The sequence below is a fragment of the Polycladidibacter hongkongensis genome (genome assembly GCF_001561995.1).
Lineage (GTDB): Bacteria > Pseudomonadota > Alphaproteobacteria > Rhizobiales > Stappiaceae > Pseudovibrio > Pseudovibrio hongkongensis.
Genome location: NZ_LLWC01000008.1, coordinates 188,221 through 202,348 on the forward strand (window position 1 = coordinate 188,221; position 14,128 = coordinate 202,348).

Sequence of the window (14,128 nt, forward strand, 5' to 3'; positions counted from 1 at the left end):
TAGCGGAATTAGCCTATGCTTTAAAAAAGCTTATTAAGTAACAATGAATTAGATGTATTTTGCTGCCTAATAGTAATATGTGTATAAATAAAAAGGGCACTCTGAACTCCAGAATGCCCTCAAATTATCTTGAACTGAACAGCTATCTCTTAAAGATCGCGCACATCTACAAAATGTCCAGCAATTGCTGCCGCTGCTGCCATAGCTGGTGAAACCAGGTGCGTACGGCCTTTAAAGCCTTGGCGGCCTTCAAAGTTACGGTTGGAAGTAGAGGCGCAGCGCTCGCCCGGCTTCAAACGATCAGCGTTCATCGCCAAGCACATGGAGCAGCCTGGCTCACGCCATTCAAAACCTGCCTCAACAAACACCTTATCAAGCCCCTCAGCCTCTGCCTGCGCTTTAACAAGGCCAGAGCCGGGCACGATCATAGCGCTAACTGTGTCTGCCACCTGCTTGCCTTTAACAACGCTTGCAGCCTCACGAAGGTCTTCAATTCGGCCGTTTGTGCATGAGCCAACGAAAACACGATCAATTTTGATATCGGTGATCTTGGTACCAGCCTCAAGACCCATGTATTCCAAAGCGCGCTGCTTGGAAGCACGGCGTGTTTCCTCTTCAATCTCCTCCGGATTTGGAACAACACCGTTAACAGAAACGACATCCTCTGGAGAAGAGCCCCAGGTTACAATCGGTGGTAATGCCGCTGCATCCAGAACGATTTCCTTGTCAAACTGTGCATCTTCATCTGTAAACAGGGTTTTCCAATAGGCAACAGCTGCTTCCCAGTTTTCTCCGCTTGGAGATTTTGGGCGATCCTTGAGGTATTCAAAAGTCTTCTCATCCGGTGCAATCAAGCCCGCGCGCGCCCCGCCTTCAATGGACATGTTACACACGGTCATACGGCCTTCCATGGAGAGCGAGCGAATAGCTTCACCGGCATACTCAATCACATAACCTGTTCCACCAGCAGTACCGATTTCACCGATAATTGCCAGAACAATGTCCTTTGCCGTCACACCAGCAGGCAATTGCCCATTCACTGTGACACGCATGTTCTTGGCTTTGCGCTGGATCAGCGTCTGGGTTGCCAGCACGTGCTCCACTTCGGATGTACCAATACCATGGGCAAGAGAGCCAAACGCACCATGGGTCGAGGTGTGGCTATCACCACAAACAATTGTCATGCCTGGCAGGGTAAAGCCCTGTTCCGGGCCTACGATGTGCACAACGCCCTGACGGTCATCCAGCTCGGAATAGTACTCGACGCCGAACTCAGCAGCATTGTTTGCCAGTGTCTGCACCTGCAAAGCGCTCTCTGGATCATCAATACCCTTTGTGCGGTCTGTGGTAGGTACATTGTGATCAACAACAGCCAAGGTCCGTTCAGGATGACGCACCTGACGGCCAGCCATGCGCAGTCCCTCAAAAGCCTGTGGGCTGGTCACTTCGTGTACAAGGTGACGATCAATGTAGAGCAAATTGGTGCCGTCTTCTTGAGTGGCAACAACGTGCGCATCCCAGATCTTGTCATAGAGTGTTTTGGCCTGCGACATGGCGCTTGTCTCCTGGAGCGACCATCTAGTTCAACAGTTTCAGCCCCGCGCAACCTGTGCAGCGTGCCAAAAACAGCAGCAGATGGTCAAAATTGTTATCGGGCGGTCTTCCGCCAATCAAAGTTGTTGGCGGCACTATCCGCAAAGCATTCGCGCTTGCCACCCATTGCTTAAATAAGTGACGCAGTTCCAGAAAAATCTCAAGCAGGTATCGGTTGAGTTTCTCTCAACGCGACATGACATCATCACCGCCAAGCGCAAAAAACAAAAAACCCCGCCGATTTCCGGCGGGGTTTCTTTCAAAGGCCTAATCAGACCTTCGGAATTACTCAGCAGAAGCTTCTGCTTTTTTCTCGGCAGCTTTAGCAGCGCGAGCAGCAGCAGCGTTTGCGCGGTCGATCTCGTTGAGACGCTTGGCACGAACGTTGGTTGCTTCAACGATACGTGCGGATTTACCGCGACGATCACGCAGGTAGTAGAGTTTCGCACGACGGACTTTACCGCGACGAACAACTTCTACACCCTCAACCATTGGGCTGAATACTGGAAATACACGCTCAACGCCTTCACCGTAAGAGATCTTACGAACTGTGAAGTTTTCGTTGATACCGCCGCCGGAACGCGCAATGCAAACGCCTTCATAGGCCTGCACACGAGTACGGGTACCTTCGGTCACGCGTACAAGAACGCGAACAGTATCACCAGGAGAAAACTCAGGAAGCTTACGCTTCTCTTCGATACGCGCCATTTCTTCGGCGTTAAGCTGCTCAATGATATTCATGGCAGTTCTTCCATTCATAATTTCTGGTCAGAGCGTCCCGCCCCAGTCGCGCTGAGAAGGACGAATACACCAAACTTGGCAATATGCCGGGAAGTAGAGACAGGCTTTATAAACCACGCAAACAAGCTTGCAGTGGCCAAACACTCATCTCCGGTTGGCGGGTTCTTAGCCTAGTTTCCTCGCCTTGTCATCAAGATTCTCGCCAAAAACGCCTATTTCTGCGCTTTTTTGCAGTAATTCTGCCAAAGATCCGGCCGCCGCTCTTGCGTCAGCTTTTCCGCTTGCTCATGCCGCCATTCATCAATCAAACGGTGATTGCCGCTGGTAAGAACTTCGGGGATTGTCCGGCCCTCAAACTCGGCAGGCCGAGTGTAATGTGGGTGCTCAAGCAGCCCTGTTTCGAAGCTCTCGGTCTCACCGCTCTCTTTGTTTCCCATCACTCCGGGCAACAAACGCACAACACTATCCAGCAACACAGTTGCCGCAACCTCACCACCTGAGAGGATGTAATCCCCGATAGAAACTTCCTGTAGCCCCCGGGCTTCAATCACCCGCTCATCGACGCCCTCAAAGCGCCCACACACGATGATTGCCCCCGGTCCCGCCGCCAAATCACGCACATAGGCCTGTGTTAGGGGCCGCCCTCTTGGGCTCATAAGCAGTTTGGGACGTGGATCATGAGTATCAGCAACATCATCAATTGCTTTGGCCAGAATATCAGCACGCAGCACCATTCCGGCCCCGCCGCCAGAGGGCGTATCATCAACTGAGCGATGCTTATCCGCCGCATAATCGCGTGGGTTATGCGCATCCAACACCCAGTCCCCACGCTCTAGCGCACGGCCACTGAGCGATTGCCCCAATATACCGGGAAACATCTCAGGATATAAGCTGAGAATGCTGGCGTGAAAGCTCATGGCATCACCTTTTATGTCAATAAAATGCTAAGGGGCGCCTAGATATCGGCGTCTGGTTCGCGCTCGCCATCCTCAAGAAAACCAAGTGGCAGGATAACAGTAACCTGCCCGGCTTCAAGATCTATCTCAGGAACAACTTCCTTGGTAAATGGCAGCAGCAATGCAGCACCGCTTTTGGGCGCTATCTCAATCAAATCTCCGGCGCCAAAGTTTGGCAGCGCAACAACAGTGCCCAGCACCTCGCCCTGCGCATCAACAGCCTTTAACCCAAGCAGATCATAATGATAGAATTCGTCAGCTTCCTCAATTTGCGGCAACCGCTCCCGAGGAATATAAAGCTTAACCCCGTTCAAGGCCTCAGCTTCGTTGCGTGTATTCACGCCTTCAAATTTAGTCACCACCACGGTTTTTTGCACCCGTGCGCGCTTGACCTTAAATTTGCGGCTACCGTCCAGCGTTTCCAGCTTTCCATAGTCCGCGAAGGAAAGCGGGTCATCGCCAAAAGGCTTGACCCGCACTTCCCCTTTAATGCCGTGAGCGGCACCAACCTGGGCCAGAAGAATTTTCTCATCAGACGATGAAGTCATGATACGGCCCCTGACCCGTTAGATTGGCTTATTCGGAAGCAGCTTCAGCTTCTGCAGCAGCTTTTGCTTCTGCTTCAGCAGCAAGTTTCTCGTCAAGACGCTCTTGAGCTTTCTTGCCAAGCTTTGCTTTGTTCGGGTTGTTGCGTGGCTCGCGCTTCAAGATGCCAGCAGCATCGAGGAAACGGTGTACACGGTCGGTAGGCTTTGCACCTTTGGACAGCCAGTACTGAACGCGCTCTTCAACCAGTTCAACGCGATTTTCAGCATCTTTTGGCAGCATTGGGTTGTAACGGCCAACAACTTCGATGAAGCGGCCATCACGTGGAGAGCGCACATCAGCGATTACGATGCGGTAGAAAGGACGTTTTTTCGCGCCACCACGGGCGAGACGGATTTTTACAGACATGTTGTACTCCTAGAATGTCTAGTCTGCGCTGCGATTGGCAGCGATAGCTTCATGATGCCGAATAACTTCCTTCACGATAAAGTTCAGAAACTTCTCGGCAAAATCAGGATCGAGGTTGGCGTCAGTTGCCAAGCGGCGCAGACGTTCGATCTGAATTTTTTCCCGGTTTGGATCAGCCGGGGGCAAGCCGTAGGTCGCCTTTAGCTCCCCAACCGCCTGCGTGCAGCGAAACCGCTCGGCAAGCATATGCACCAGTGCCGCATCGATATTGTCGATACTACCGCGCAATCCACCCAAAACCTCTTGGGCTTTTGCTGTCTTGTCGTTCTCGCTCAATTACTTCTTCCCTTTGCCTAAGCCGGGCAAACCGGCACCACCGCCAAGCCCCGGCAACTTCGGCGCACCAAGGCCGCCCGGCAAACCGGAGAAATCTTTTGGCAATTCCATCCCGCCGGGCAACTGGCCACTCTTCGCCATCTGCTCCAAGGCTTTTGGATCGATATTCGGCATACCACCTCCGGGCATCCCGGGCATTCCGCCGCCCATGGCACCCATCATTTTGCCAAGCATGCCCTTACCTTTGCCCTTGCTCATGGCTTTCATCATGTCAGCCATTTGCCGGTGCATTTTTAGCAGCTTATTTACATCAGCAACCAGCATGCCAGAGCCGGCTGCAATACGCTTTTTACGGCTGGCTTTCAAAAGCTCGGGCTTTGCGCGCTCTTGTTTGGTCATGGATTGAATAATCGCGACCTGACGCTTAATCATGTTGTCGTCAAGATTGGCAGCATCCAGCTGCTTCTTCATCTTGCCAACACCCGGTAGCATGCCCATCAAACCAGACATACCACCCATTTTTTCCATTTGCTTCAGCTGATCGGCAAGATCGTTAAGATCAAAATGCCCTTTTTGCATCTTGCGGGCCATCTCTGCGGCTTTTTCCGCATCAATCGCCTCAGCAGCTTTTTCTACCAGCGATACAATATCGCCCATACCCAAGATACGGTCAGCAATCCGTTTTGGGTGAAACTCTTCCAGCTCCTCGGCTTTTTCGCCCGTACCAATCAGCTTGATCGGCTTTCCGGTAACCGCACGCATGGAAAGAGCTGCACCACCGCGCCCATCACCATCCATTCGGGTCAGCATAATACCGGTGATGCCAACGCTCTCGTCAAAGTTACGAGCAAGATTGACAGCATCTTGACCAGTGAGCGCATCAGCAACCAGCAAAATCTCGTGCGGATTGGCGGCAGCTTTGATCTCCACCATCTCCTGCATCAGCGGCTCGTCGATATGTGTGCGGCCAGCTGTATCGAGCATCACCACGTCATAACCGCCTAGCTTTGCCGCCTGCATGGCGCGCTTGGCAATCTCGACAGGCGCCTGCCCGGCAATAATCGGCAAAGTATCAACGCTGTTTTGCTCGCCCAGCACCTTTAGCTGCTCCTGAGCAGCCGGACGGCGGGTATCAAGCGAGGCCATCAGCACCTTGCGCTTATCACGCTTGCTCATCCGCAGAGCGATCTTGCCAGTCGCGGTGGTTTTACCAGCGCCCTGCAAACCCACCATCATCACACAAACCGGCGCCGGGGCATTTAAATCAAGGCTTTGGCTTTCTTCGCCCAGCATCTCCACCAGTTGGTCATGGACGATTTTAACGACCATCTGACCCGGCTGGATAGACTTGACTACTTCAGCACCAACAGCGCGGTTACGCACCTTATCTGTAAAGGAGCGCACAATTGGCAACGCCACATCTGCCTCGATCAGCGCACGGCGAACCTCGCGCAGCGCTTCGTTGACATCGGCTTCTGTCAACGCACCGCGTTTGGTGAGCTTATCGAGAATGCCGCCGAGGCGATCTGACAAATTATCGAACATGGCGTTCCTTTAAAGTGGCTTGAGTGACGAAACATGCAGGAAAAAGGATCCAGCACCCCGCCGAAAACTCCCCCTCATGCATGACATAAGAGCCGCCGGTCAATTTGCTAGATCTGTCAGTAACAGCTCATAGCAAAAAAGCACCCGAGGGCGCAACGCGCTGTCGGGTGTTGACTTCTAGGCTCTCTTTATACCTTCTCGGGGCCCAGTCAGTGGCTCATGGACATCCATGATTTGGAATTAACATGTGGCTCCTATAAGCTTTTCGGGGAAAAGTCAATAAAAACTCGCGGCTTTGTCTGCTCCAAAAAACACGAGTGCCTATCCGCTCCAACATCGCTAAGCTCCCTTTTGTTGCTCTTTAAGCCATGCATATTCAAATAGGGTCGTTATTAATGCTAAAAGCTTTTGTCGGAGTTTTCATTGCATTCGTGCTGGCCGGTGCCGCTCTATTTCTGTTTGAGCCAGACAGCGCCCCCATCCCGCCCACTCAAATGCCGGAAATACAGATCGGCGAGGATGCCGACGCTTACTTAAACGCGCGCGAAGCAGCGGTTCCTGCCATCCGTCAAGGCCTGCAAAAGCAAATCATTTGGGCCGATCCAACGCAAAAAGACAAAACACGATATGCTGTTGTTTATCTGCACGGTTTTTCAGCCAGCAAAGAAGAAGCGCGCCCCTTTCCCGATATCATTGCCAAACAACTCGGTGCAAACCTCTTTTACACGCGCTTTAAAGGTCATGGCCGCACAGGCGCAGCTATGGCAACTGCCAGCGCGGAGGATTGGATGAATGATACGCTAGAATCTATAAAAATAGCTAATCATATCGGAAACGAAACAATTATTATTGCCTCATCTACTGGCGGCACACTTGCTTCATGGCTTGCGCTCCAACAGCAAATTCCCACCAACAACATCAAAGCATTAATCCTGCTCAGCCCTAACTATGCAATCAATGCAGCCGGTGCTTCCCTACTTAGTAAGCCGCTCATACGTTCCGCTCTGCCTATCATATTGGGAGAAAACCGATCTTCCTCAGAAAACCCTAGTAAGGAAGAAGAACATGCATGGACGATCACCTATCCACTGCGCTCAACCTTCCCAATGGCCGAGCTTGTGGCATACTCTCGAGATCTCCCAGTACAGGACGCAAAAATCCCGGCACTGTTCATCTATTCAAAAGCAGATAAAACCGTTGATGCCGACGCAACCGACCAAGTCTATAACGCTTGGGGTGGATCAAAGCAGCGCATTCTGATCACCAATAGCGAGCATAAGAACAGCCACCTTAATGTTGGAAAGCTAACGGCACCAAAAGCAACGAAGCCCATAGCGGCGCAAACACTCGATTGGCTCTCCACAATCGGCATCGAGTAGTCAAAAAAAAGGGGCGGTTTCCCGCCCTTCACCAGTATTCATAAGTCTACTAGAAGCCTAAGCGTAATCCCGCGCTCCAAAAATTGCAGAGCCAACGCGCACATGCGTTGCTCCATGCTGAATAGCAATCGGATAATCTGCCGACATCCCCATAGAAAGCAGCGGCAAATCATTCTCACGAGCGATTTTTTCCAGCAGCGCAAAGTGCATACCCGGCGCTTCATCAACTGGCGGGATACACATCAAGCCAGCGATATCCAAGCCCAGTTCATCCCGACAAAAAGAGATAAACGCCGCCGTTTCCTTGGGAGCAATTCCCGCCTTCTGCTCTTCTTCGCCAGTGTTCACCTGAATAAACAGCTTTGGTGACTTGCTCTGTTTATCCATCTCTGTTTTCAAAGCCCGAGCGATTTTCTCTCGATCCACACTATGGATCACATCAAAAGTCGCAACAGCTTCCTTCGCCTTGTTAGATTGCAATGGCCCGATAAGATGCAGCTCAACACCGGAAAACTCCGCGCGAAGCTCATCCCACTTTTTCATCGCCTCTTGCACTTTATTTTCACCAAAGACACGCTGCCCTGCCAGCAAAACCGGGCGAATATCTTCTGCTGCAAATGTCTTAGATACGGCAATAAGCTGCGCAGCGCCTTTCATCCGCCCTGCTTCTTTCTCTGCCAAAGCAATAGCGCCGTTCACTTGCTCCAACCGGCTTTGTGCGCTGTCTGCCATGAAAAACTCCTTGGACTTATCCTGCCTGTTTGCCCATCACTGGCGCGGGACAAACCCAATTGCAAGCCTATTTTCCATAGACACAACCGCCCTCCTGCGTTTTCTCAATGGCAATGACGGTTTTTTCAAGCACAGAACGGCGTTTTACGTGCTTCCTGCCTTGACCAAGTGGCGAAATTCTGGTGACAGTCCTCTCAAGGAAAAGTGGCCTCATTGGCCCTGATGAAAACCAAAAGAATGGCGAATTTTATGGCGACGGAGCGTTACAACGCGCGCGAAACAGAAGCGCGCTGGCAAAAGGTCTGGAACGATAACAAGGTATTCACCTCGGACAACGATGATCCGCGGGAAAAATACTACGTGCTAGAGATGTTCCCCTACCCGTCAGGCCGTATTCACATGGGCCACGTGCGCAATTATGCCATGGGCGATGTAGTTGCCCGCTTCAAGCGTGCTTTGGGCTACAACGTGCTGCACCCTATGGGCTGGGACGCCTTCGGTATGCCTGCGGAAAACGCGGCAATGGAAAACGGCGGGCATCCAAAAACTTGGACCTACGAAAACATCGCGACCATGCGCGGTCAGCTGCAATCCATGGGTCTCTCGCTGGAGTGGGAACGCGAGTTCGCAACCTGCGATGAAGATTACTATGCCCAACAGCAGCGCCTGTTCCTCGATTTCCTCAAGGCAGGCCTGATCTACCGTAAGAAATCAAAAGTTAACTGGGACCCAGTTGACATGACCGTACTTGCCAACGAGCAGGTGATAGATGGCAAGGGCTGGCGCTCTGGAGCTGTTGTTGAGCAAAAAGAACTCACCCAGTGGTTCTTCAAAATCTCCGAATTCTCCGAGGACCTGCTGGAAGGGCTAGATACGCTAGACCGCTGGCCAGAAAAAGTACGCCTGATGCAGAAAAACTGGATCGGTCGCTCTGAAGGTCTCAAAGTACGCTTTGAACTGGTCGATGCCGCGCCAACCGGCGATACCGAGCTGGAGATTTTCACCACACGCCCGGATACGCTGTTTGGCGCCTCCTTCCTCGGCCTGTCTCCCGATCATCCTATCACGCAAAAACTGGCCGAAGACAACGAAGAACTGCAAGATTTCCTTGCGGAGTGCCGCAAGATCGGCACCACAGAAGAGGCCATTGAAACCGCAGAAAAACTTGGCTTTGACACCGGTTTGCGCGTAAAACACCCGCTGGATCCCTCTTGGGAATTGCCGGTGTATATCGCCAACTTCATCCTGATGGATTACGGTACAGGCGCTATCTTTGCCTGTCCCGCGCACGATCAGCGCGATCTGGATTTTGCCCGCAAGTACGGCCTGGATGTCAAGCCGGTTGTTCTGCCAGAAGGCGGAGATGCACAAAGCTTCAAGGTTGAAAACGAAGCCTATACAGGTGATGGCTCGATCTTTAACTCTGGCTTCCTGACAGGCCTTTCTATCGCAGATGCTAAAAAAGCTGTGGCGGAAAAGCTCGCCGGGCAAGAGCTCGCAGGCAAACCGCAAGGTGAAACCGAGATCAATTATCGCCTGCGTGATTGGGGGATTTCCCGTCAGCGCTACTGGGGCTGCCCGATCCCGATCATTCACTGCGATGATTGCGGCGTACAACATGCGCCAATCGAAAGCCTCCCTATCAAACTACCAGAAGATGTCAGCTTTGACCGTCCGGGCAACCCGCTGGATCGCCATCCTACTTGGGGCCAAACCACCTGCCCATGCTGCGGCAAGGAAGCGAAACGCGAAACCGACACGATGGACACCTTCGTAGATTCCTCGTGGTACTTCGCGCGCTTCACTGATCCTAAAAACAGCAATCCAACGGATCCCAAAGCAGCGAATGCCTGGCTGCCTGTAGATCAATATATTGGCGGCATCGAGCATGCTATTCTGCACCTGCTCTATTCCCGCTTCTTCACCCGTGCTATGCAGATCACTGGCCACTTGGATTTGAAAGAGCCATTCAAGGGCCTGTTCACCCAAGGCATGGTCAATCATGAAACTTACAAGGCTTCCTCCGATGGGCGCTGGGTTTCGCCTGCTGATATTACCATCGAAGAAAGCGAGGCGGGCCGCATTGCGACTTTGCTAACAACCGGCGAACCTGTCGCCATCGGTGCCATCGAAAAGATGTCAAAGTCCAAGAAAAACGTCGTGGACCCGACCGACATCATCGACACTTACGGCGCAGATACAGCGCGCTGGTTTGTGCTGTCTGATAGCCCGCCAGAGCGTGATATCATCTGGACAGAAGAAGGTGTTTTGGGCGCTTGGCGCCACGTTCAGCGCGTTTACCGCATTATCGGTGAAGTCGCTGAAAAATCGCGGGCAACAAGCAAACCAGAAACCTTCGGAGATGATGCCACCGCTCTGCGGCGCGTCTCCCATAAAACCTTGTCGGCAATCACAAAGGATTTCGACGGGCTGGGCTTCAACCGCGCTGTAGCGCGCCTCTACGAGTTCACCAACGCTGTGTCCAAAGCTCTACAGGCAGATCTCAGCAAGCCGGATATGGCCTTTGCTCTGCGTGAGGCAGCTCAGTTTATGTTGGTAATGATGAGCCCGATTACGCCGCACCTTGCAGAAGAATGCTGGACAATGCTGGGGCACGAAGGCTTGATTTCACAAAGCTCATGGCCGGCACTGGAAGAGGCGCTGCTTGTCGAAAACACCATCACGCTGCCAATCCAGATCAACGGAAAGAAAAAAGGTGAGCTAACAGTTGCAAGAACCTCTTCCAAAGAAGAGGTAGAAGCGGCTACTCTGGCACACGCAGCGGTGCAAAATGCTTTGGATGGCAAAGAGCCCCGCAAAATTATTGTGGTACCCCAGAGGATTGTTAATGTCGTTGTTTAATCGACTTTACCAGAACACTAAAAGCAACCGCCGGGCCATGCTCGGCGGCGCTGCCGTAATTGTTTGCGCGCTTGCAGTTTCAGCATGTCAAATGCGCCCACTCTACGGCTCATTGCCATCTACATCGACGAATGGCGCCCAGCATGAGGCAGTACAGGATATGCTAGCCGCAACTGACATCAGCATTTCCAGCTATGGAAGCAGTCAGGATGTCAGCCGCGCATCGCAGTACATGCGCAACCAGTTGATTTATGGGTTCAATCGCGGCGCACAGCAGCCCTTACCCAAGTTCAAGCTTGAAATCATCGCGGACAAGACACTCAGTGAAGTTGGTATTGAAAACCTTGCTGACGTCCCATCAGCATATAACCTGACAATCAATACTACTTTCACACTCTCGAATATAGAAAGCGGCAAGTCTCTCTATCTTGGTCGTTCTTTCGCTTCTGCGTCCTTTGATTTCTCTAACCAGCGTTTTGCAAATACTCGCGCAGAACGAGATGCGGAGAACCGCGCTGCCGATATGGTTGCAGAAGATATTCAGGCTCGCATTGCAGCTTACTTTGCCACGCATCCCTAAAGGATTTGGCTCATGGTCGCTTTAAAAGCCGCAGAGATCGAGCGCTTTCTTTCAAGTCCACCAACCTCAGTTAACCTTATATTGGTTTACGGGCCAGATACAGGTTTGGTGAATGAGCGCGCACAGCGGCTCATCAACAGCGCGGCAGATGAAAACAGCGATCCATTTTCGCAGATAAAGCTCGACAGCGCAGATATTGCTGGAGACGCAAATCGCCTAATTGATGAAGCCCTCACTATTCCGCTGTTTGGTGGACGGCGGACCATATGGCTCCGCGACAACGGTGGCAAACAAACAATGAACGCAGTCGAGCCTCTTCTGGCAAACCAGAATTATGAGGCTCTCGTTGTCATTGAGGCAGGTGATCTCAAAAAGACGAGCGCACTGCGAAAAAAAATAGAAGCCAGCAAATCAGCTTATGCCGTGCCATGCTTCGCCGACACAGAGCGTGATCTTGATCGCCTTATCGATGAAGAAACCCATTCCATGGGCCTGCAGATTTCCAAGGAAGCGCGTATGGGCCTGCACAGCCTTCTTGGGGCAGATCGAATGGCCAGCCGCGGCGAGCTCCGCAAGCTGTGCCTATATGCCATGAATGCGCAACGCGTCGAGCTGCATCACGTTGAAGAAATCATCGGTGATGCCTCTGCATTTGCCATGGATGAGTTAATTGATGCCGCCTCATGTGGTGATACAAAAACACTGGACCATGGATTGGAACGCCTTGCCCAAAGCGGCATAGATGCAGGCGTGATCGCCAATCAGGCTTTAAAACACTTTCAGTTTTTGCACCAAAGTCGTCTGGCTGTCGAGGCCGGTAGGTCATCAGATGATATCATCAGCTCTGTTCGCCCTCCGATTTTCTGGAAGCGTAAACGCCTTGTTAGCCAACAGCTTAGTATATGGGATACAAGCAGGCTCGAACGCGCCCTTGTCAGGCTGGAGGAAGCCGTGGCAAAAGCACGGTTGAGCGGCCCTGTCCTCAGCCGCTCTATTGTTTCGCACGTGCTTCTTGCCATTTCTCAGGTTGCATCCCACGCCTCAAAAACGCGCAGGTAAACTAGCCGTCCTGCGGATCATCGGCATTTTCTTCTTCCCCCGCTAGCACTATCTCTAGGATTTTGAGATGAGGATCTTGCTCAAAATCTTCGTGTAGCCACAATTCAAATGCCGGAATATTTTCTAGCTGCGCTGGTTGAACAAAGTTATTTGTATCAGCCGTACCCATCACAAAAGCGGGTGTAATGCGCACGTCAAACACTTGTAGCTCGACATTCCCAACGGTCTCTCCCCAAGGCTGACCATCCTCACCCCAAGTATATGATGTGCCTGTTACATCGGTAAGGCGAATGCTCCTTACCCAGTTTTCAGCATCATCTCCACGTAGTACTCGTAGCTGTATCATTGTGCTTTCCTTTGCTTTGAACAAAAGGCAGACGCAAGACGACAAAAAACCGTGATACCCTTTCAGGTAGCACGGTTATCAAAAGCTGAAACTAGACGAAGCGGTGGAGCCTAGTTTTGTATTCCCAATAGACGGCAGACCTCATCCAGCTGTTCAACATTGGCGTACTTGATTTTAAGCTCTCCTGAGCCTTTTTCTGTTTTATGCGCAATATTGACCTTCAAACCCAAACCGTCGGCCAGACGCTTCTCCAAAGCCCGCGTATCAGCGTCTTTTTCGGGTTTTGGTGCTGCTGGCTTCTTCTCTAGTATAGAAGGGTCTTGCGCGATTTTTTCCACATCACGAACAGTAAGTCCCTTTTCCACGATCAAATCAGCCAATGCCGCCGGATCATCGACTGTAATCAAGGCCCGCGCATGCCCAGCCGTAATCAAGCCTTCTGCAAGATAATCTTTCACAGAGTTTGGCAGCTTCAAAAGGCGCAGTGTGTTTGCTACGTGGGAGCGGCTCTTGCCTATAACTTTTGAAAGCTCGACCTGACTATAAGAAAACTCTTCGATCAGCTGATCGTAGCCAAGCGCTTCTTCAATCGGGTTCAAATCCGCGCGCTGGACATTTTCAATAATTGCAAGCTCAAGCGCTTCTTGGTCGGTTACCTCACGCACGATAACTGGCGCCTCATGTAAGCCAGCTTTCTGCGCAGCGCGCCAACGTCGCTCTCCCGCAATTATCTCGAAATGTCCCGGCATACCCGGATTGGGACGTACCAAAATCGGCTGGACAATCCCCTTTTCTCTCACCGAATCTGTCAGCGCGCTAAGATCCGCCTCGACAAAGGATTTGCGAGGGTTACGAGGATTGGGCCGCAAATGTTCAATAGGCACTTTACGCGTATCACGGGGCCGCTCGGCAGTTGTCATCGGCTCGGTATTTACATCGCCAATCAGCGCTGCTAACCCACGGCCAAGGCGCTTATTACTTCTGCCCGCTTCCTCGTTTTTCGCCATTTTAAAACCACCTATTATTGTTGTTTAAGGCGCACTCA

14 protein-coding genes are annotated in these 14,128 nt (G+C 51.9%); 4 read left to right on the forward strand and 10 right to left on the reverse strand.

From position 1 onward, the window contains the following. Window positions 1-149: 149 nt before the first annotated feature. The 7 genes from leuC to ffh form a co-directional block, all read right to left on the reverse strand. On the reverse strand, window positions 150-1,553 hold the full coding sequence (gene leuC, locus AYK82_RS02105; RefSeq protein ID WP_068310813.1) for a 3-isopropylmalate dehydratase large subunit: 1,404 nt from the start codon (window positions 1,551-1,553) through the stop codon (window positions 150-152). Between the two features lie 325 nt (window positions 1,554-1,878). Beyond that, window positions 1,879-2,334: a 50S ribosomal protein L19 gene (gene rplS / locus AYK82_RS02110; protein WP_068310815.1), complete on the reverse strand. Its 456-nt coding sequence runs from the start codon at window positions 2,332-2,334 to the stop codon at window positions 1,879-1,881. A gap of 212 nt (window positions 2,335-2,546) precedes the next feature. Continuing rightward, window positions 2,547-3,251, reverse strand: coding sequence for a tRNA (guanosine(37)-N1)-methyltransferase TrmD (gene trmD / locus AYK82_RS02115; RefSeq protein ID WP_068310817.1), 705 nt, complete (start codon window positions 3,249-3,251; stop codon window positions 2,547-2,549). Window positions 3,252-3,289: 38 nt separating this feature from the next. Then, window positions 3,290-3,838: a ribosome maturation factor RimM gene (gene rimM / locus AYK82_RS02120; protein WP_068310819.1), complete on the reverse strand. Its 549-nt coding sequence runs from the start codon at window positions 3,836-3,838 to the stop codon at window positions 3,290-3,292. 28 nt (window positions 3,839-3,866) lie between these two features. Further along, the gene (gene rpsP / locus AYK82_RS02125; RefSeq protein WP_068310822.1) at window positions 3,867-4,244 is read right to left on the reverse strand and encodes a 30S ribosomal protein S16; all 378 of its coding nucleotides are present in this window, start codon (window positions 4,242-4,244) and stop codon (window positions 3,867-3,869) included. 18 nt (window positions 4,245-4,262) lie between these two features. Continuing rightward, window positions 4,263-4,580 (reverse strand): chorismate mutase, encoded by a 318-nt coding sequence (locus AYK82_RS02130; protein WP_068310824.1) that lies wholly within the window; start codon window positions 4,578-4,580, stop codon window positions 4,263-4,265. Further along, window positions 4,581-6,125 carry a signal recognition particle protein gene (gene ffh, locus AYK82_RS02135; protein WP_068310827.1) on the reverse strand — a complete coding sequence of 515 codons (1,545 nt, stop codon included), beginning with the start codon at window positions 6,123-6,125 and terminating at the stop codon, window positions 4,581-4,583. A gap of 395 nt (window positions 6,126-6,520) precedes the next feature. Here ffh and AYK82_RS02140 point away from each other — a divergent pair, with 395 nt between their 5' ends. Then, window positions 6,521-7,504, forward strand: a complete 984-nt coding sequence (locus AYK82_RS02140; RefSeq protein ID WP_068310830.1) for an alpha/beta hydrolase — start codon at window positions 6,521-6,523, stop codon at window positions 7,502-7,504. Between the two features lie 57 nt (window positions 7,505-7,561). On the opposite strand, the gene AYK82_RS02145 is transcribed toward AYK82_RS02140, so the two are convergent. After that, a complete protein-coding gene (locus AYK82_RS02145) occupies window positions 7,562-8,236 on the reverse strand; it encodes a YggS family pyridoxal phosphate-dependent enzyme (RefSeq protein WP_068310832.1) in 675 nt (224 codons plus the stop codon). A 249-nt stretch (window positions 8,237-8,485) separates the two neighbouring features. On the opposite strand from AYK82_RS02145, the gene leuS reads away from it, so the two are divergent. Genes leuS through holA form a run of 3 tightly spaced genes read left to right on the forward strand, consistent with a single transcriptional unit; the run spans window position 8,486 to window position 12,737 of the window. Next, window positions 8,486-11,098 (forward strand): leucine--tRNA ligase, encoded by a 2,613-nt coding sequence (leuS, locus tag AYK82_RS02150; RefSeq protein WP_068311298.1) that lies wholly within the window; start codon window positions 8,486-8,488, stop codon window positions 11,096-11,098. Next, window positions 11,085-11,678: an LPS assembly lipoprotein LptE gene (gene lptE / locus AYK82_RS02155; protein WP_068310835.1), complete on the forward strand. Its 594-nt coding sequence runs from the start codon at window positions 11,085-11,087 to the stop codon at window positions 11,676-11,678. Before leuS ends, lptE begins: the two co-directional genes overlap by 14 nt. A gap of 12 nt (window positions 11,679-11,690) precedes the next feature. Then, window positions 11,691-12,737: a DNA polymerase III subunit delta gene (holA, locus tag AYK82_RS02160; RefSeq protein WP_068310838.1), complete on the forward strand. Its 1,047-nt coding sequence runs from the start codon at window positions 11,691-11,693 to the stop codon at window positions 12,735-12,737. A gap of 1 nt (window position 12,738) precedes the next feature. Here the strand turns inward: holA and AYK82_RS02165 are convergent, their stop codons facing one another. Together AYK82_RS02165 and AYK82_RS02170 are read right to left on the reverse strand one after the other, a co-directional pair. Next, a complete protein-coding gene (locus AYK82_RS02165; protein WP_068310840.1) occupies window positions 12,739-13,083 on the reverse strand; it encodes a hypothetical protein in 345 nt (114 codons plus the stop codon). 110 nt (window positions 13,084-13,193) lie between these two features. Then, window positions 13,194-14,090: a ParB/RepB/Spo0J family partition protein gene (locus AYK82_RS02170; protein ID WP_068310843.1), complete on the reverse strand. Its 897-nt coding sequence runs from the start codon at window positions 14,088-14,090 to the stop codon at window positions 13,194-13,196. Between the last annotated feature and the right edge of the window lie 38 nt (window positions 14,091-14,128).

Coding starts and splice junctions, on each gene's coding strand:
- leuC (WP_068310813.1), bottom strand. CDS start 1,553: ATGTCGCAGGCCAAAACACTCTATGACAAGATCTGGGATGCGCACGTT.
- rplS (WP_068310815.1), bottom strand. CDS start 2,334: ATGAATATCATTGAGCAGCTTAACGCCGAAGAAATGGCGCGTATCGAA.
- trmD (WP_068310817.1), bottom strand. CDS start 3,251: ATGAGCTTTCACGCCAGCATTCTCAGCTTATATCCTGAGATGTTTCCC.
- rimM (WP_068310819.1), bottom strand. CDS start 3,838: ATGACTTCATCGTCTGATGAGAAAATTCTTCTGGCCCAGGTTGGTGCC.
- rpsP (WP_068310822.1), bottom strand. CDS start 4,244: ATGTCTGTAAAAATCCGTCTCGCCCGTGGTGGCGCGAAAAAACGTCCT.
- ffh (WP_068310827.1), bottom strand. CDS start 6,125: ATGTTCGATAATTTGTCAGATCGCCTCGGCGGCATTCTCGATAAGCTC.
- AYK82_RS02140 (WP_068310830.1), top strand. CDS start 6,521: ATGCTAAAAGCTTTTGTCGGAGTTTTCATTGCATTCGTGCTGGCCGGT.
- AYK82_RS02145 (WP_068310832.1), bottom strand. CDS start 8,236: ATGGCAGACAGCGCACAAAGCCGGTTGGAGCAAGTGAACGGCGCTATT.
- leuS (WP_068311298.1), top strand. CDS start 8,486: ATGGCGACGGAGCGTTACAACGCGCGCGAAACAGAAGCGCGCTGGCAA.
- lptE (WP_068310835.1), top strand. CDS start 11,085: ATGTCGTTGTTTAATCGACTTTACCAGAACACTAAAAGCAACCGCCGG.
- holA (WP_068310838.1), top strand. CDS start 11,691: ATGGTCGCTTTAAAAGCCGCAGAGATCGAGCGCTTTCTTTCAAGTCCA.
- AYK82_RS02165 (WP_068310840.1), bottom strand. CDS start 13,083: ATGATACAGCTACGAGTACTACGTGGAGATGATGCTGAAAACTGGGTA.
- AYK82_RS02170 (WP_068310843.1), bottom strand. CDS start 14,090: ATGGCGAAAAACGAGGAAGCGGGCAGAAGTAATAAGCGCCTTGGCCGT.